The organism is Silvania sp., assembly GCF_051656365.1.
Taxonomy (GTDB): domain Bacteria; phylum Pseudomonadota; class Gammaproteobacteria; order Enterobacterales; family Enterobacteriaceae; genus Enterobacter; species Enterobacter hatchlandensis.
Map to the genome: position 1 here is coordinate 1 of NZ_JBOGBT010000003.1, position 17,469 is coordinate 17,469.

The 17,469-nt window shown below is 54.9% G+C and carries 17 protein-coding genes; 8 read left to right on the forward strand and 9 right to left on the reverse strand.

The genetic code is table 11. The annotated features are described in order from the left end of the window. Window positions 1–212: 212 nt before the first annotated feature. Window positions 213–773, reverse strand: coding sequence for a D-glycero-beta-D-manno-heptose 1,7-bisphosphate 7-phosphatase (gmhB, locus tag ACRDD5_RS00255; RefSeq protein ID WP_271282354.1), 561 nt, complete (start codon window positions 771–773; stop codon window positions 213–215). 187 nt (window positions 774–960) lie between these two features. Here gmhB and metN point away from each other — a divergent pair, with 187 nt between their 5' ends. The 6 genes from metN (at window position 961) to proS (ending at window position 6,540) form a co-directional block, all read left to right on the forward strand. After that, a complete protein-coding gene (metN, locus tag ACRDD5_RS00260; RefSeq protein ID WP_438675549.1) occupies window positions 961–1,992 on the forward strand; it encodes a methionine ABC transporter ATP-binding protein MetN in 1,032 nt (343 codons plus the stop codon). Beyond that, on the forward strand, window positions 1,985–2,638 hold the full coding sequence (locus ACRDD5_RS00265; RefSeq protein WP_271282356.1) for a methionine ABC transporter permease MetI: 654 nt from the start codon (window positions 1,985–1,987) through the stop codon (window positions 2,636–2,638). Before metN ends, ACRDD5_RS00265 begins: the two co-directional genes overlap by 8 nt. Window positions 2,639–2,677: 39 nt before the next feature. After that, window positions 2,678–3,493, forward strand: coding sequence for a methionine ABC transporter substrate-binding lipoprotein MetQ (gene metQ / locus ACRDD5_RS00270; RefSeq protein ID WP_271282357.1), 816 nt, complete (start codon window positions 2,678–2,680; stop codon window positions 3,491–3,493). Between the two features lie 107 nt (window positions 3,494–3,600). Further along, window positions 3,601–4,005 (forward strand): Rcs stress response system protein RcsF, encoded by a 405-nt coding sequence (gene rcsF / locus ACRDD5_RS00275; protein ID WP_271265912.1) that lies wholly within the window; start codon window positions 3,601–3,603, stop codon window positions 4,003–4,005. Continuing rightward, window positions 4,002–4,709: a tRNA (N6-threonylcarbamoyladenosine(37)-N6)-methyltransferase TrmO gene (gene tsaA / locus ACRDD5_RS00280; protein WP_438675550.1), complete on the forward strand. Its 708-nt coding sequence runs from the start codon at window positions 4,002–4,004 to the stop codon at window positions 4,707–4,709. Before rcsF ends, tsaA begins: the two co-directional genes overlap by 4 nt. 112 nt (window positions 4,710–4,821) lie before the next feature. After that, window positions 4,822–6,540 carry a proline--tRNA ligase gene (proS, locus tag ACRDD5_RS00285; RefSeq protein WP_438675551.1) on the forward strand — a complete coding sequence of 573 codons (1,719 nt, stop codon included), beginning with the start codon at window positions 4,822–4,824 and terminating at the stop codon, window positions 6,538–6,540. Window positions 6,541–6,580: 40 nt separating this feature from the next. Here proS and nlpE read toward each other — a convergent pair whose 3' ends face one another. Genes nlpE through ACRDD5_RS00300 form a run of 3 tightly spaced genes read right to left on the reverse strand, consistent with a single transcriptional unit; the run spans window position 6,581 to window position 8,268 of the window. Next, the gene (nlpE, locus tag ACRDD5_RS00290; RefSeq protein WP_438675552.1) at window positions 6,581–7,279 is read right to left on the reverse strand and encodes an envelope stress response activation lipoprotein NlpE; all 699 of its coding nucleotides are present in this window, start codon (window positions 7,277–7,279) and stop codon (window positions 6,581–6,583) included. Window positions 7,280–7,303: 24 nt separating this feature from the next. Next, window positions 7,304–7,726, reverse strand: a complete 423-nt coding sequence (gene arfB / locus ACRDD5_RS00295; RefSeq protein ID WP_438675553.1) for an alternative ribosome rescue aminoacyl-tRNA hydrolase ArfB — start codon at window positions 7,724–7,726, stop codon at window positions 7,304–7,306. Continuing rightward, window positions 7,723–8,268 carry a YaeQ family protein gene (locus ACRDD5_RS00300; protein ID WP_271282362.1) on the reverse strand — a complete coding sequence of 182 codons (546 nt, stop codon included), beginning with the start codon at window positions 8,266–8,268 and terminating at the stop codon, window positions 7,723–7,725. The genes arfB and ACRDD5_RS00300 overlap by 4 nt, the downstream gene beginning before the upstream one ends. A 198-nt stretch (window positions 8,269–8,466) precedes the next feature. On the opposite strand from ACRDD5_RS00300, the gene ACRDD5_RS00305 reads away from it, so the two are divergent. Together ACRDD5_RS00305 and rof are read left to right on the forward strand one after the other, a co-directional pair. Then, window positions 8,467–8,667 carry a YaeP family protein gene (locus ACRDD5_RS00305; protein ID WP_271282363.1) on the forward strand — a complete coding sequence of 67 codons (201 nt, stop codon included), beginning with the start codon at window positions 8,467–8,469 and terminating at the stop codon, window positions 8,665–8,667. Next, window positions 8,654–8,914: a Rho-binding antiterminator gene (gene rof / locus ACRDD5_RS00310; protein WP_271265919.1), complete on the forward strand. Its 261-nt coding sequence runs from the start codon at window positions 8,654–8,656 to the stop codon at window positions 8,912–8,914. Before ACRDD5_RS00305 ends, rof begins: the two co-directional genes overlap by 14 nt. A gap of 28 nt (window positions 8,915–8,942) precedes the next feature. Here rof and tilS read toward each other — a convergent pair whose 3' ends face one another. The 5 genes from tilS to dnaE form a co-directional block, all read right to left on the reverse strand. Further along, the gene (tilS, locus tag ACRDD5_RS00315) at window positions 8,943–10,235 is read right to left on the reverse strand and encodes a tRNA lysidine(34) synthetase TilS (RefSeq protein WP_438675568.1); all 1,293 of its coding nucleotides are present in this window, start codon (window positions 10,233–10,235) and stop codon (window positions 8,943–8,945) included. Between the two features lie 62 nt (window positions 10,236–10,297). Next, window positions 10,298–10,687 carry a VOC family protein gene (locus ACRDD5_RS00320; RefSeq protein WP_438675554.1) on the reverse strand — a complete coding sequence of 130 codons (390 nt, stop codon included), beginning with the start codon at window positions 10,685–10,687 and terminating at the stop codon, window positions 10,298–10,300. A gap of 59 nt (window positions 10,688–10,746) precedes the next feature. Continuing rightward, on the reverse strand, window positions 10,747–12,885 hold the full coding sequence (locus tag ACRDD5_RS00325) for a lysine decarboxylase LdcC (protein ID WP_271282366.1): 2,139 nt from the start codon (window positions 12,883–12,885) through the stop codon (window positions 10,747–10,749). Between the two features lie 101 nt (window positions 12,886–12,986). Beyond that, the gene (accA, locus tag ACRDD5_RS00330) at window positions 12,987–13,946 is read right to left on the reverse strand and encodes an acetyl-CoA carboxylase carboxyl transferase subunit alpha (protein ID WP_271282367.1); all 960 of its coding nucleotides are present in this window, start codon (window positions 13,944–13,946) and stop codon (window positions 12,987–12,989) included. A 12-nt stretch (window positions 13,947–13,958) separates the two neighbouring features. Then, a complete protein-coding gene (dnaE, locus tag ACRDD5_RS00335; RefSeq protein WP_438675555.1) occupies window positions 13,959–17,441 on the reverse strand; it encodes a DNA polymerase III subunit alpha in 3,483 nt (1,160 codons plus the stop codon). Window positions 17,442–17,469 lie beyond the last annotated feature (28 nt).

Sequence of the window (17,469 nt, forward strand, 5' to 3'; positions counted from 1 at the left end):
CTCACCGTTGCGAGGTGGCGTATATTACGCTTTCCTCTTTCAGAGTCAAGCGTTTATTTTCGCTTTTCTCTTCAACCGAACCGGCTGTTTGTGTGAAGTGATTCACATCCGCCGTGTCGATGGAGGCGCATTATAGGGAGTTCTCCGGCGCTGACAAGCGGAAAAAGACAAATTTATTTCAACCGCTCATCTTTTCGCCATAACGCCTGCTTTTACTGCTTTTTAAGGGTTGCCGGCAGCTCTGCCAGGCTATTAATCACCCAATCAGCTGCGTTTTCTGCTTCGGGCGTGACGGGTTTACCTGTGCGCACCAGAACTTTATGCCCAATACCTGCCGCAGCTGCTGCCTGCATGTCTTCCAGTTTGTCGCCCACCATATAGGAAGCGCTCATATCTATATCAAGAAACTCCTGAGCAGAGATGAACATGCCCGGATGCGGTTTACGGCAATCGCACGTCTGGCGATACTCTTCAACTGTGCCCTGCGGGTGATGCGGACAATAATAGATACCATCCAGGTCGACACCACGATCGGCCAGCGACCAGTCCATCCATTCAGTCAGGGTCTCAAACTGCGCTTCGGTGAATTTACCGCGTGCAATGCCCGACTGATTGGTCACCACCACCAGCGCATAGCCCATCTCTTTTAATTCACGCATGGCTTCTATTACGCCATCAATGAATTCGAATTCATCTATCTCATGCACGTAACCATGATCGACATTAATCGTGCCGTCACGATCGAGAAAAATTGCGGGTACTGATTTCGCCACCGGTTTGCTCCTGAAAAGGGGTGTCTTCGTAGTATCTCATGAATCACTGCGCAATAAAGTGCTCATCACACAGAGTTGGATTGATTTAGACGTCTGGATGCCTTAACATCCATTTTGTTGACGGTCATCGCCCGTATCAGGCAGCAGAAAATGCCACGACTCACTTACAAACGATAAAAATAATCTAATGATTAAACTTTCGAATATCACCAAAGTGTTCCAGCAAGGGAACCGTACCATTCAGGCGTTGAACAACGTTAGCCTGCATGTTCCGGCTGGGCAGATTTATGGCGTCATTGGCGCCTCAGGTGCAGGTAAAAGCACACTCATTCGTTGCGTTAACCTGCTCGAACGTCCAACCGAGGGCATCGTCCAGGTTGATGATCAGGACCTGACCAGGCTCTCCGAAACCGAATTAACCAAAGCCCGCCGTCAGATTGGCATGATTTTCCAGCACTTTAACCTGCTGGCGTCCCGCACCGTATTTGGCAATGTTGCCTTACCGCTGGAGCTGGACAACACGCCAAAGGACGAAATCAAACGTCGCGTGACAGAGCTGCTGGAGCTGGTCGGTCTGAGCGATAAGCATGATGTCTACCCGGCAAACTTATCCGGTGGGCAAAAACAGCGTGTCGCGATTGCACGCGCACTGGCAAGCAATCCAAAAGTCCTGCTGTGCGATGAAGCCACCAGCGCGCTGGATCCGGCCACTACCCGTTCGATTCTGGAACTGTTGAAAGACATTAACCGTCGTCTGGGGCTGACCATCCTCCTTATTACCCATGAAATGGATGTCGTCAAACGCATCTGTGACTGTGTGGCAGTGATCAGTAACGGTGAGCTGATTGAACAAGACACCGTCAGCGAAGTGTTCTCGCACCCGAAAACCCCGCTGGCGCAGCAGTTTATCCAGGCCACACTGCATCTGGATATTCCGGAAGATTATCAGGCACGTTTAAAAAGCACCCCGGAAGCCGACAGTGTTCCGATGCTGCGCATGGAATTTACCGGTAAGTCCGTGGATGCGCCGCTGCTGTCTGAAACCGCCCGTCGCTTCAACGTGAACAACAACATTATTAGCGCGCAGATGGATTACGCCGGCGGCGTTAAGTTCGGCATCATGCTGACAGAAATGCATGGCACGCAACAGGACACGCAAGCCGCTATCGCCTGGCTGCAGGAACATCATGTAAAAGTAGAGGTACTGGGTTATGTCTGAGCCAATGATGTGGTTGCTGGCGCGCGGCGTATGGGAAACGCTGGCGATGACCTTTGTATCCGGCTTTTTCGGTTTTGTGATTGGTTTGCCGGTAGGCGTGCTGCTGTATGTCACCCGCCCGGGTCAAATTATTGAGAACGCCAAACTTTATCGCACCCTCTCGGCGCTGGTGAACATCTTCCGTTCCATCCCCTTCATTATTCTGTTGGTGTGGATGATTCCGTTTACGCGCGTTATTGTGGGCACGTCTATTGGCCTGCAGGCAGCAATCGTTCCTCTGACCGTGGGTGCGGCGCCCTTTATTGCCCGTATGGTTGAGAACGCGCTGTTAGAGATCCCAACGGGTCTGATTGAGGCTTCACGCGCAATGGGTGCTACGCCGATGCAGATTGTACGTAAGGTCTTACTGCCAGAAGCCCTGCCGGGTCTGGTGAATGCGGCAACCATTACACTGATTACCCTGGTGGGTTACTCTGCAATGGGCGGTGCGGTAGGTGCAGGTGGTTTAGGTCAGATCGGCTATCAGTATGGCTATATTGGCTACAATGCTACCGTCATGAATACCGTTCTGGTGCTGCTGGTCGTGCTGGTTTACCTCATTCAATTCTCTGGCGATCGCATCGTCCGGGCTGTTACGCATAAATAACGTTACACAATATAAACTCAACGAGTTAAGGATAAAAACATGGCGTTTAAATTTAAGACCTATGCAGCGTTAGGCGCGCTGATCGGCTCTCTGGCTCTGGTGGGTTGCGGTCAGGACGAAAAAGATCCAAACCACATTAAAGTGGGCGTTATCGTCGGTGCGGAACAGCAGGTTGCAGAAACGGCTGCGAAGGTAGCCAAAGAGAAGTATGGCCTCGACGTTGAGCTGGTAACCTTTAACGATTACGTTCTGCCTAACGAAGCGCTGAGCAAAGGCGATATCGACGCCAACGCCTTCCAGCACAAACCGTACCTGGATCAGCAGATCAAAGATCGCGGCTACAAGCTGGTCGCAGCAGGAAACACCTTCGTCTATCCGATTGCGGGCTACTCCAAAAAAATCAAATCCGTCGATGAACTGCAGGACGGTTCTCAGGTTGCCGTTCCGAACGATCCAACCAACCTTGGTCGTTCCCTGCTGCTGCTGCAGAAAGTGGGCCTGATCAAACTGAAAGACGGTGTTGGCCTGCTGCCTACCGTTCTGGACGTGACCGAGAACCCAAAAAATCTGAAAATTGTTGAACTGGAAGCGCCGCAACTGCCGCGTTCTCTGGACGATGCACAGATCGCACTGGCGGTTATCAACACGACCTACGCCAGCCAGATTAACCTGACCCCAGCGAAAGACGGTATCTTCGTGGAAGACAAAGACTCCCCGTACGTAAACCTGATCGTTACCCGTGAAGACAATAAAGATGCCGAAAACGTGAAGAAATTCGTTGAGGCGTATCAGTCTGATGAAGTTTATCAGGAAGCGAACAAAGTCTTTAACGGCGGTGCAGTTAAAGGCTGGTAATCTGACCTTTGTGTAATATCATTCAGGACGGGCGTTAGCCCGTCTTGTCATTTATGCAGGCAACTGATTCAATAGCTGACGATTTGATTATTCACTGAGGAATTACTATGCGTGCTTTACCGATCTGTCTTTTAGCACTGATGCTGAGCGGCTGTTCCATGCTAAGCAGATCTCCTGTTGAACCTGTTAAAAGCACAGCAACCCCGCCTAAAGCAGAGCCAGAGAAACCGAAAGCGCCGCGCCCTGCGCCCGTCAAAATCTATACCAATGCCGAAGAGCTAGTGGGTAAACCTTTCCGCGACCTCGGTGAAGTCTCAGGCGATTCTTGCCAGGCCAGCAATCAGGACTCTCCTCCGAATATCCCAACTGCGCGTAAACGCATGCAGGTGAATGCCTCTAAAATGAAGGCTAACGCCGTCCTGCTGCACAGCTGTGAAGTGACCAGCGGTACGCCAGGCTGCTACCGTCAGGCCGTTTGCGTAGGTTCAGCCCTTAACGTCTCGGCGAAATGAGCGCTTTCCAGTTCGAGCAGATAGGCGTTATCCGTTCTCCCTATAAAGAGAAGTTTGCCGTGCCGCGCCAGCCAGGTCTGGTGAAAAGCGGCGGTGGCGAACTTCACCTGATAGCGCCTTATAATCAAGCCGATGCCGTGCGCGGACTGGAAGCGTTTAGCCACCTGTGGGTACTGTTTATCTTTCATCAGACCATGGCAGGTGGCTGGCGTCCCACCGTGCGCCCGCCCCGTTTGGGCGGTAACACCAGAATGGGCGTCTTTGCCACGCGATCGACCTTCCGGCCGAATCCGGTCGGGATGTCGCTGGTCGAGTTAAAAGGCATTCGCTGTCAGAAAGATCAGGTAATCCTTGAGCTTGGCAGCCTGGATCTGGTCGACGGCACGCCGGTGGTGGATATCAAACCTTACCTGCCCTTTGCCGAAGCCTTACCGGATGCCCGCGCAAGCTATGCCCAGCAGGCACCGCAGGCGGACATGCCGGTGTACTTTACCGATGCGCTGACCGCACAGTTCGCGCTGCTGGAAAAGCGCTACCCTCGCCTGCAGGATTTTATCGTCGATGTCCTGGCGCAAGATCCCCGTCCGGCCTACCGCAAAGAGGAAGAAGCCGGGAAAACCTACGCCGTTCTGCTGCTGGATTTTAATGTTCGCTGGCGCGTCACCGGGGCAGGCTTCGAAGTGTTTGCCCTGGAAGCGCAGTAATTTTATTGTCCTCTCTTTTGGCATCATGGCCACACTGGTAAACTAAACCACTTTTTTTGTGTCAGGCTGACCTGTCAGCCTGTTCCAATCGTCGAAATGGAACCGTAACAACATGCGTACTAGCCAATATCTGCTCTCCACTCTGAAGGAGACGCCTGCCGACGCCGAAGTCATCAGCCATCAGCTGATGCTGCGCGCCGGGATGATCCGCAAGCTGGCCTCCGGGTTGTATACCTGGCTGCCGACCGGCCTGCGCGTCCTGAGAAAAGTCGAAAACATCGTGCGTGAAGAGATGGATAACGCCGGTGCCATTGAGGTGTCCATGCCTGTGGTTCAGCCTGCTGACCTGTGGGTTGAGAGTGGCCGCTGGGAGCAGTACGGCCCGGAATTGCTACGCTTTGTTGACCGTGGCGAGCGCCCGTTTGTCCTTGGCCCGACTCACGAAGAGGTGATCACCGACCTGATTCGTAACGAGCTGAGCTCTTACAAGCAGCTGCCGCTGAACTTCTATCAGATCCAGACTAAATTCCGCGACGAAGTACGCCCTCGTTTTGGCGTCATGCGTTCCCGTGAATTTGTGATGAAGGATTCATACTCCTTCCATACCTCACAGGACTCGCTGCAAGAGACCTATGACAAGATGTACGACGCGTACAGCAAAATCTTCACCCGCATGGGTCTGGATTTCCGTGCAGTGCTGGCCGACACCGGCTCCATCGGCGGCAGCGCGTCCCATGAATTCCAGGTTCTGGCGCAGAGCGGCGAAGACGATGTGATCTTCTCCGACACCTCCGACTACGCGGCTAACATCGAGTTTGCCGAAGCGCTGGCACCAAAAGCGCCACGCGCAGCGGCTACCCAGGAGATGACCCTGGTTGATACGCCAAACGCCAAAACCATCGCCGAGCTGGTTGAGCAGTTCAATCTGCCGGTTGAGAAAACCGTTAAAACCCTGCTGGTGAAAGCGGTTGAAGGCAGCAGCTACCCGCTGGTTGCCCTGCTGGTGCGTGGCGATCACGAGCTGAATGAAGTGAAAGCAGAAAAACTGCCGCAGGTTGCCAGCCCGCTGACCTTCGCGACCGAAGCGGACATCCGCGCGGTAGTGAATGCCGGCCCAGGCTCTCTCGGCCCGGTTAATCTGCCTGTTCCGGTGGTTATCGACCGTACCGTTGCCGCGATGAGCGATTTCTCTGCCGGTGCGAACATCGACGGTAAACATTACTTTGGCATTAACTGGGATCGCGACGCGGCGACGCCAGAAGTGGCCGATATCCGTAACGTGGTCGCAGGCGATCCAAGCCCGGATGGCCAGGGCGTGCTGCAGATCAAACGCGGCATCGAAGTCGGTCACATCTTCCAGCTGGGCACCAAGTATTCCCAGGCGCTGAACGCAGCGGTACAAGGTGAAGACGGTCGTAACCAGACACTGACCATGGGTTGCTACGGGATCGGGGTTACGCGCGTCGTAGCTGCGGCAATCGAGCAGAACCATGACGAGCGCGGGATCGTCTGGCCGGACAACATTGCACCGTTCCATGTGGCGATCCTGCCAATGAACATGCACAAGTCCTACCGCGTGCAGGAGCTGGCAGAGAAGCTGTACAGCGAACTGCGTGCGCAGGGTATCGAAGTGCTGATGGACGACCGTAAAGAGCGTCCGGGTGTGATGTTTGCTGATATGGAACTGATCGGTATTCCGCATACCGTCGTTATTGGCGACCGTAATCTCGATAATGAAGAAATCGAGTACAAATACCGTCGCAACGGCGAGAAGCAGATGATCAAAACCAGCGAAATCCTTGATTACCTGGTGAAAGCCATCAAGGCATAAGCCGCAAAAAACCCCGCTGATGCGGGGTTTTTTATATCAGCTATTTGCTGTCGCAGTTTTTGCCGGGCTCAAAGCGAGCATCTCTGTCTGGCACCAGCGTTTTAACGCTTTCTCCGCTATCCGGATTCGGCTCCAGAGTAAAATGGCCGTTTACCGTCAACAGCACCGGTTTGCTATCACTGCCACGCGCCGCCGCATAATCCCGTTCCAGCTGAGCGTTATTGGTCACGCTCACCTTTTTACCGGTCATACAGTCGGTGAATATCGCAGCATCCGCCATATAGAAATACATCCCCCGCATCGCCATCGACGTGGACGGCAGCGCAGCGGTCACTGGTTCAAGCGTGTAGTTCAGCTGCGAATCAATAGGATTACCTTCCCGATCCAGCATCTCCAGCGCCGCGCCTTTAGCCCGGAAATAGTGTTTCTCGCCATCGGTCGCCGTCAGCACCAGCTTATCAGCCGTTCGCGCCCAGCTGCCATAAGTGGCAAAAGAGGATGGGGCTTTTGCGCCCTGATAATGCTGGTTCATTACCCAGGTACCGTCTTTTTCCAGAAACAGCGAGGTTTCAATCCCTTCACAATCGGCACAGGGCAATACACCGCGCCAGCTTTGCTGCATCGGCTTTAACGCTTCCATCTGACCTGACGCCAGCGCCTGCACTTCCGTACGGTTATGGCATCCCATCAGGACCAACAGCGCACCTGCTGCCATCACTGAAAATATCGCTGTTTTCACCCTAAATTCCTTATCTATTCCCGACTAATCCTGTGGGCGGCGCACTTTGCCACGCAGCGACTTCACCGTCGATTTCTGCGATTTCGAGGACAGGCGACGCTCTTTTGATGCACGTGTCGGACGGGTTGCCCGACGACTTTTTTGTACCGTCGTTAACTCTTGTATTACCGCCGCCAGCCGGGAAAGCGCCGCTTCACGGTTCATCTCCTGGCTGCGGTACTCCTGCGCCTTAATAATAATCACCCCATCGCTGGTGATGAGATGGTGGCTGGCGACCAGCAGACGTTCTTTATAATACTCTGGCAGGCTGGATGCCCGAATGTCAAAGCGCAGATGGATAGCCGTTGAGGCTTTATTCACATGCTGCCCGCCCGCGCCCTGTGCACGGATCGCTGTAATCTCGACCTCGCTATCAGGAAGGGTGACCGTTCGGGACAGGACAATCATGAACGTGACTGCCAGGCTTCAAGATGAATTTCCAGATTATTCTCAGCATCCGATAACCAGATGGCGCCGTCCTGGATCGTTGCCTGCAGGATCATGGTCCGCCCGGCAAATGCGCTCAGCTGAGCCAGCTGTTCATCATCCAGATACCAGACCGACAGATTGGAGAACTGCGCGCATTTGTTCTTGTGCTGTTGCCACCAGATTTCCGCCGCGCGGCTGTTATAGGCAAACAAGGCCACTTCACCCGACTGGGTGCAGGCTTTCTTGATCCGCCGCTCATCCGGCAGGCCGAGCTCAATCCAGAGATCAATCCCCAGATGATCGTTAAGCTGCCAGGCTTCCGGTTCGTCTTCCGCACTCAGCCCACGGGTGAATTGCAGCCGCTCGTTGGCATACTTAATCCATGCCAGCAGGCGCAGCATCATGCGCTCCTGGGTTTCAGAGGGGTGACGCGCCAGCGTCAAAGTCGCATCCAAAAACTGGTTGCGATCTAAATCCGCCACATTGACCGTGGCTTTGTAAATTGTCGCTTTAAGCGCCATCAGAGAACTCCTTTCGAATCAGGTGCGCATTGTAGCGAAATATCAATAAAAAGGCTGTTATCGCCTCGCGAATGTCTGCGACATCAAGCTGCTGATATTGCTTAAATGAGTATGGTATAGTCACCTTGCTAAACCGAGTTTATCTTCGTAGGCTTAAGGGTATCTCACAGTAAAGTCAGTGCGCTGGCAGGAGGGGATGTGAATAATTATTGTGAGCTAATTCGCAAACGGTATGCGGAAATTGCCAGCGGCGATCTGGGGTATATCCCTGATGCGTTGGGCTGTGTATTGAAAGTTCTGAATGAAGTCGCATCGGATGATACGCTTTCAGAGTCGATCAGAGAAAAAGCGGCATATGCTGCTGCGAATTTACTGGTGAGCGATTATGTCAATGAATGATACCTATCAACCCATCAATTGTGATGACTATGACAACCTCGAACTTGCCTGCCAGCACCATTATATCCTGGCGCTGGCACTTAAAGATGGCGAGGTTCTGAAGGCGAAGGCGAGCGATCTGGTCTCCCGTAAAAACGTGGAGTACCTGGTGGTGGAAGACGGCGGCGCAACGCGCGAACTGCGTCTCGATAAAATTGCCAGCTTCAGTCATCCCGAAATCGGCACCGTCGTGGTGAGCGAGTCCTGATGTGTGTGACGGGCGGCCCTGCTGCCCGTTACGCTTTCCACTCCAGCTGTACGCCCTTCCCCGTCTCAGCCACGCCATCCAGAGTCACGAACGTCCCTGCCGCAGCCACCAGCGTCTCGCCGTAAAACAGCAGCGGCGTGGTATCGCGCAGCCAGGGTGCAACGTTCAACTCCTGCCAGATTTTTTTAATCTTACGCCCACCGTTCCGCCCGACGATGTGCAACGTCCCGCTGGCACGAAAACGCACCGTGACCGGCTCATCGGGCTGAGGCAGACGCAGATTACCACCCGCCGTGAGGGACAGTGTTCCCAGCCCCTGCGGTAACATCAGCGGCTCGAGCGGGTGTTGCCAGGCAATAACCCGGTCGGCCAGCGATGGCTGGCATTTCACCCACCACAGCCGATCGCGAAAACGTCTGATTTCAGCCTCACCGGAACGCAGGCGCGGGGCGGCATCTTCCCGGGCCAGCGCCACTTCGTCCCAGAGACGGTTCAGCAGCGCGCGCGAGGGCATCAGTGCCCCATGCGTAGCAATCCAGCGCCGAAGAATGGCCGCCCGACGCACGGCACTCATTGTCCGCAGCGGTGCAATAGCCAGCGACCCGTCGTCAGAGAGTAATGACGCCAGCTCCTCGGCCAGCAGTTCATCCAACAGCTGTTCCTGCTCTGCGCAGAGTTCGGCACTGCGGGTGGTGGCTTGCGCAAAATGCGGCCAGCGTGCGGTCAGCAGCGGCAGCACGCGCAGGCGCAGAAAATTGCGGTCATAACCATCATCCTGATTGCTTTCATCCTCAATCCAGCGCAATCCCTGACACTGCGCCCAGTCCAGGAGCGATGCACGCGTCTCGCTGAGCAATGGGCGAAGCTGTTCGGTACCAGCAAAACGTGCCCGCGCAGGCATGCCCGACAGTCCTGCCGGGCCGCTGCCGCGTTTAAGCGCCAGCAGGAAGGTTTCGCACTGATCGTCCAGATGCTGCGCCGTAACCAGCGCTTCGTCAGGTAACAGCGCATCGTGAAAAGCGGCATAGCGCGCTTTCCGCGCCTGCGCCTCAATGCCCAACCCCTCTTCGGCCAGCGTCACCCGCACCACAATCAAGGGGATATTCCATTCGCGGCAGAGGGTTTCGCAGTGGCTGGCCCAACTGTTGGCGTCCGGGCTCAGGCCGTGATGAATATGAATAGCACGCAGCTCGAGGCCTGGCTCCTGTTCTCGCATACGCATCAGGCGATGCAGCAGCACGGTGGAATCCAGCCCACCGCTAAACCCCACCAGCAGACGGCGGTACGGGTCGATAGCGTGATGAAGATCGGGTGTGGTCATCGTCATTGTTTATGCAGGAAGATGCCCGGCAAATTACCGGGCATTGCGACGAGAGGCAAGCGTTACTGCTGATACAGCTCCAGCGGCAGGCCATCCGGATCGTTGAAAAAGGTGAAGCGCTTATCGGTAAACGGATCGATGCGAATGGCTTCGCATTTTACGCCATGCGCTTCAAGATGCAGCACCGCCTCGTCGATGTCATCTACGCTGAAGGCAAGGTGACGCAGACCGCAGGCTTCCGGCCGGGACGGGCGCGCCGGCGGGAAAGGGAAAGAAAACAGCTCAATAACATACTGGCCGTTCAGCGCCAGATCGCCCTTCCAGGAGTCGCGCTCTTCGCGATAAAACTCACTCTGCAGAGTAAAACCCAGCGTATCGCAGTAGAACGCCTTACTGACGGCGTAGTTGGTCGCAATAATTGCAATATGGTGAACCTGCTTTAAACCCAGCATAGCCTCTCCTTTTTAGTGTGCCTGAACGGTATATCTGAAAGCCCTTAGCGCGCAAGCGGTCACTGCGCTTTTAGGACCCTTACCCGGTAGATGCCGTTTTCGTCGCGTTTTGCGCCGTGAATATCCGTTTCGAAGCCTGGATAATGGCGGCCAATAGAGCAAAGCATCAACAGAAAATCGAGCACCGCCCGGCTCTGTTCGGTGATCATCTCTCCAGGCATCAACAGCGGTACGCCCGGGGGGTAAGGCAGGATCATATTAGCGGAGATCCTGCCCACCAGATTTTCCAGTTCCACCGTTTCGACATCACCCCGCACCTGACGCTGCCAGGCTTCGTGCGGGGTGAGCTTCATCTCCGGCAGGACGTCAAAGGCCTGCAACATCAGGCGCGGCAGATCGTGCTGGCGGATCAGGCGGTGGATCCCTTGCGCCAAATCCTGGATGCGCATATTGCGGTAATAATCAGGATCCTCGGCATACAGATCCGGCAGCATATTCCTGACCCGTAAATTAAGATCGTACGCGCGCTTGAACTCCATCAGCCCACGCAGCAGACCCATCGCCCGGGTCTTATCGATGCCGATACTGAACAGAAATAGCAGATTGTAAGGGCCAGTTTTTTCTACCACCACGCCGCGTTCATCGAGGAATTTCGCCACCAGCGCCGCCGGGATCCCCTCGTCACTCATCACCCCCTGCTCGTCCATGCCCGGCGTCAGGATCGTCACTTTGACCGGATCGAGGAACATATGATCCGCATCGGCATCGCGAAAGCCATGCCAGCTCTCTCCCGGCGCCACCGGCCAGCACTCGGCTTCTTCGATATCGTTCGGCTGCCAGATATCGAAGAACCAGCCGTCGGCTTCATCCTTGAGGCGCTGCACCTCTTTACGAAAATGCAGAGCCCGTTCAACCGAGCGATTGATCAGCCGTTTACCCGGATTACCGCGCAGCATCGCCGCCGCGGTTTCAATCGAGGCCACCAGAGGATAGCTCGGTGAAGTGGTGGTATGCATCATAAAGGCTTCGTTGAAGGTCTCTTCATCGTAGTCACCCTTAATGTGGATCAGCGAGGCCTGCGAAAAGGCCGCCAGCATTTTGTGCGTAGACTGGGTTTCAAAGAACACTTTTCCCGGTACCCGCTCGCCGCTCATCCCGCTTTTCCCGGCATAAATCGGGTGGAAATTGGTGTAAGGCACCCACGCTGAGTCAAAATGAATGGAGGGAACATCCAGCGTTTGTTTCACCCAGTTAGTGTTATACAGCAGGCCGTCGTAGGTGGAGTTGGTGATCACCGCATGCACCGGCCAACTCGCCCCGGGAACCGAGGCCACTTTATCTTCGATGGCAGCATGAGAAAATTCACGCCGTGGGATCCCGCCGAGAATGCCCAACGCGTTACGCGTGGGTGATAGCCAGAGCGGAATTACGTCGCTCATCATCAGCAGATGGGCCAGCGATTTGTGGCAGTTGCGGTCAATCAGCACCGTACTCCCGACCGGAGCAGCATACATGCCGACAATCTTGTTCGATGTCGAGGTACCGTTGGTGACCATGTAGCTCTGCTCCGCCCCAAAGGTGCGCGCAATGTACTCCTCTGCCTCCAGATGCGGGCCGGTATGATCCAGCAGCGATCCGAGCTCGGTGACCGAGATCGACACATCCGCTTTTAACGTATTCCCACCAAAGAAATCATAAAACAGGCACCCCACCGGACTTTTTTGATAGGCGGTGCCCGCCATATGGCCCGGCGTACAGAAGGTATATTTCCCCTCTTTGACGTAGGTGAAAAGCGCGCGGGTAAACGGCGGCGTGATGTTATCCAGATACTCGCCGGTATATTGCTGAATGCGGGTCGCAATGTCGTCCGCTACACCCAGTGAATACTCGAAAAACCACAGCGCCATGCGCATATCGTGCGCGCTGACATCCATCGTGGAATGGGTATTGATAAAGGCATACAGCGGCAGGTATTCATTGAGTCGATTAATATCGCTGCACAGCTCCAGATCGTACTCGTCCCAGTCGAAAATGACGCCGCAGATACGCGGATTATGTTCGATGAATTTCAACAGATCGGCACTGTTCTGCGGCCAGATGAGTTGATAACCACGTGAAGCTAACGCCTGCTCCAGCTCCTTGATGGGTTCGTCTTTATAAAAGACGCCGTGCGGCCCCATAATGGCAATGATGTTCACGGTATACCTCCTTTAAAAACATTCACTAAGCATAGTTGAGGTAAACGTCAGACATAAAAAAAGCCGCAACAGTGTGCGGCTTTTTGAGATTAATGCGCGGCTTACGCGTAGCCGTAGCTCATCAGACGGTGGTAACGACGGTTAAGCAACTCTTCTTTGTTCAGCACGTCGAGGTCGGCGAGATCCGCCAACAGCTGTGCTTTCAACGACGCAGCCATAACTTCTGGCTTACGGTGTGCACCACCCAGCGGTTCTGGAATGATAGAGTCGATAAGCTTCAGCTCTTTCAGACGCGGAGCAACAATGCCCATCGCTTCTGCAGCCAGCGGGGCTTTATCGGCACTTTTCCACAGAATGGACGCACAGCCTTCCGGGGAGATAACGGAATAGGTGCTGTACTGCAGCATATTCACTTTATCGCCCACGCCAATCGCCAGTGCGCCACCGGAGCCACCTTCACCGATAACGGTGCAGATAACCGGTACGCTCAGACGTGACATTTCGCGCAGGTTGCGGGCAATCGCTTCGGACTGGCCGCGCTCTTCAGCCCCCACGCCTGGATAAGCTCCCGGCGTGTCGATGAAGGTGATGATTGGCATGTTGAAACGCTCGGCCATCTCCATCAGACGCAGTGCTTTACGGTAACCTTCCGGAGCTGGCATCCCGAAATTGCGGCGAATTTTTTCTTTGGTTTCGCGCCCTTTCTGGTGGCCAATGATCATCACCGGACGACCGTCGAGACGCGCAATACCGCCGACAATAGCTTTATCGTCGGCATAGGCACGGTCGCCTGCCAGTTCGTCGAACTCATCAAATGCCAGGCGGACATAATCCAGGGTGTACGGACGCTGAGGATGGCGCGCCAGTTGGGCAACCTGCCATGCGCCAAGATCGGCAAAGATTTTGCGCGTCAGTTCTACGCTTTTTTCACGCAGACGATGCACTTCTTCGTCGATGTTAATATCCAGTTTTTCATCCTGACGGCTCACGGCGGTCAGAGAATCGATTTTCGCTTCCAGCTCTGCAATCGGCTGTTCGAAATCAAGGAAATTCAGACTCATAGTATTCCTGTATTAGTCAAACTCCAGTTCCACCTGCTCCGAACCAATAAGGCCACGGAGATCGTTGAGTAAACGATCGCTCGGAGAGACGCGCCACGTTGCACCAAAGCGCAATCGCGCACGTGCATCCGCCCTCTGATAGTAGAGATGTACTGGAATGGTCCCCGAACGATGGGGTTCCAGAGACTGACGGAGTCGGTTTAAAAGCTGGTCATCAATTTGCCTGTCCGTCAGCGAGATAGCAAGCCCGCGAGCATATTTTTCCCGGGCTTCGTCAATATCCATCACTTCACGGGCCATCATTTTAAGCCCGCCACTGAAGTCATCAAAGCTGACCTGTCCGCTGACGATAAGTATGCGGTCGTTTTCCAGCAAATGCTGGTATTTTTCCAGTGCTTCCGTGAATAACATCACTTCCAGCCGCCCGGAGCGGTCATCCAGCGTACAGATACCGATACGATTGCCGCGCTTGGTGACCATAACCCTCGCGGCAATGACGAGCCCAGCCGCCGTGGTCATTTTACCACGTTCGGTCGGATGCATGTCTTTAAGCCGATAGCCGCCGACATAACGCTCAATTTCTTTCAGATACTGGTTGATCGGGTGTCCGGTCAGATACAAACCTAACGTTTCACGCTCGCCTTCCAGTACCGTATGTTCTGGCCACGGTTGGCAATTGGCATAGGATTGCTCGATTTGTTCCGGCTCATCTGCCAGCACGCCAAACATATCCGCCTGACCAATGGCTTCGGCTTTAGAGTGTTGGTCGGCCGCCTTCAGGGCATCGGCCAGCGAGTTCATCAGCGCAGCGCGATGCGGCCCCAGGCGGTCGAACGCCCCGGACATAATCAGCTTTTCCAGAACCCGACGATTAAGCTTTTTGATATCGGTTCGCGCACACAGGTCGAACAGCTCGCGGAAATAACCGCCCTGGTTACGCGCTTCGATAATAGCTTCGATGGGACCTTCGCCCACGCCCTTAATCGCGCCAATGCCGTAAACAATTTCCCCGTCGTCATTCACGTGGAAGTGATACTGACCCGAGTTAATATCCGGCGGCAGGATTTTGAGCCCCATGCGCCAGCACTCATCGACCAGACCGACCACCTTCTCGGTGTTGTCCATATCGGCGGTCATTACCGCGGCCATAAACTCGGCCGGGTAGTGCGCTTTCAACCACAGCGTCTGGTAAGAGACCAGCGCATAGGCTGCGGAGTGCGACTTGTTAAACCCGTATCCGGCAAATTTCTCTACCAGATCGAAGATTTTCATCGCCAGTTCGCCATCAACGCCGTTTTTCTTTGCCCCTTCTTCGAAGGTACCGCGCTGCTTGGCCATCTCTTCCGGCTTTTTCTTACCCATTGCACGGCGCAGCATATCCGCGCCGCCAAGGGTGTAACCGGAGAGTTCCTGGGCGATCTGCATGACCTGTTCCTGGTACAGGATGATGCCATAGGTCGGTTCCAGTACCGGCTTCAGGCATTCGTGCTGCCACTGAACATCCGGATAGGAGATCTCTTCCCGCCCGTGCTTACGGTCGATAAAGTTGTCCACCATCCCCGACTGCAGCGGGCCCGGACGGAACAGGGCCACCAGGGCGATCATATCTTCGAAGCAGTCAGGCTGCAGACGTTTAATCAGATCTTTCATGCCGCGGGATTCAAGCTGGAATACCGCCGTGGTTTCCGAGCGCTGCAGCATGTCGAAGCTTTTCTTGTCATCCAGCGGGATCGCCGCGATATCAATCGGCTCCAGGCCCTGTTTGGCGCGGCGCGGGTTGATCATCTTCAGCGCCCAATCGATGATGGTAAGCGTACGCAGGCCAAGGAAGTCGAACTTCACCAGACCGGCATATTCCACATCGTTCTTGTCGAACTGGGTGACCGGATGCGACCCGGTTTCGTCGCAGTACAGCGGCGCGAAATCGGTAATTTTCGTTGGCGCGATCACCACCCCACCGGCGTGTTTACCGGCGTTACGGGTGACCCCTTCCAGCTTGCGCGCCATGTCGATCAGCGCTTTAACTTCTTCGTCTGCTTCGTAGATTTCCGGCAGCTGCGGCTCAGCCTCAAAGGCTTTCGCCAGCGTCATGCCAGGATCGGGCGGCACCAGCTTGGAAATGCGATCCACAAAGCCGTACGGATGACCCAGCACGCGGCCCACATCGCGAATAACCGCTTTCGCCGCCATCGTACCGAAGGTAATAATCTGCGATACCGCGTCGCGGCCGTACATCTCGGCCACGTGATCGATTACCTGGTCGCGTTTCTCCATGCAGAAGTCGACGTCGAAGTCGGGCATTGAGACACGTTCCGGGTTCAGGAAGCGTTCAAACAGCAGGTCAAATTCCAGCGGATCGAGATCGGTAATTTTCAGCGCGTAGGCCACCAGCGATCCCGCACCCGAACCACGCCCAGGTCCTACCGGTACGCCGTTGTCCTTCGACCACTGGATAAACTCCATTACGATCAGGAAGTAGCCCGGGAATCCCATCTGGTTGATAACCTGAAGTTCAATCTCCAGACGTTCATCGTAAGGGGGGCGCTTCTCATTGCGTTCAGCTTCATCCGGGAACAAAAATTCGAGACGATCTTCCAGCCCTTCCTTCGATTTCAGGACCAGGAAATCTTCCGTCGTCATTTCACCGGTCGGGAACTGCGGCAGGAAGTACTCACCCAGACGGACGGTCACGTTACAGCGTTTGGCAATTTCTACGCTGTTTTCCAGCGCTTCCGGAATATCGGAAAACAGCTCGCACATCTCGTCTTCGCTGCGCATGTACTGCTGCGGCGAATAGTTACGCGGTCGCTTCGGATCGTCGAGGGTAAACCCATCGTGGATAGCAACGCGAATTTCGTGCGCATCAAAATCGTCGGCATTGATAAAGCGCACATCGTTAGACGCCACTACCGGTAAGCCGCGCGCCTCTGCAAGCGCAACGGCGCCATGCAGATAGTTCTCTTCATCCGGGCGACCAGTACGGATCAACTCCAGATAGAAGCGATCCGGGAAGTACTGTTGATAAAAATCGACGCACTGTTCCGCCAGAGCCATGTTGCCGCGCAGCAGACACCTGCCGACGTCACCCATTCTGCCGCCGGAGAGCAGCAGCAGTCCTTCGCTCAACTCCGCCAGCCATTCCCGGTCAATCCACGGGCCGAGCGCCCCGTAACCGCGCTGATAGGCGCGCGAGATCAGCAGCGTCAGGTTCTGGTAGCCGTCGTTATTCATCGCCAGGACGGTGATTTGCGTCATTTCATCGGCGAGCAACTCGCTCTGAACGTGAAAGTCGGCGCCTATCACCGGCTTTAATCCGGCACCGTGCGCCGTTCCGTAGAACTTAACCAGACCACACAGGTTGGTAAAATCGGTGATCGCCAGCGCGGGCATGCCAAGCGCGGCCGCCTTTTTCACCAGCGGCCCGGTCTTTGCCAGCCCATCAATCATGGAATAGTCGCTGTGCACCCGCAGGTGTACGAAACGTGGTTCAGCCATCTTCAGATTCCGCGTTACTTAGTGCGTC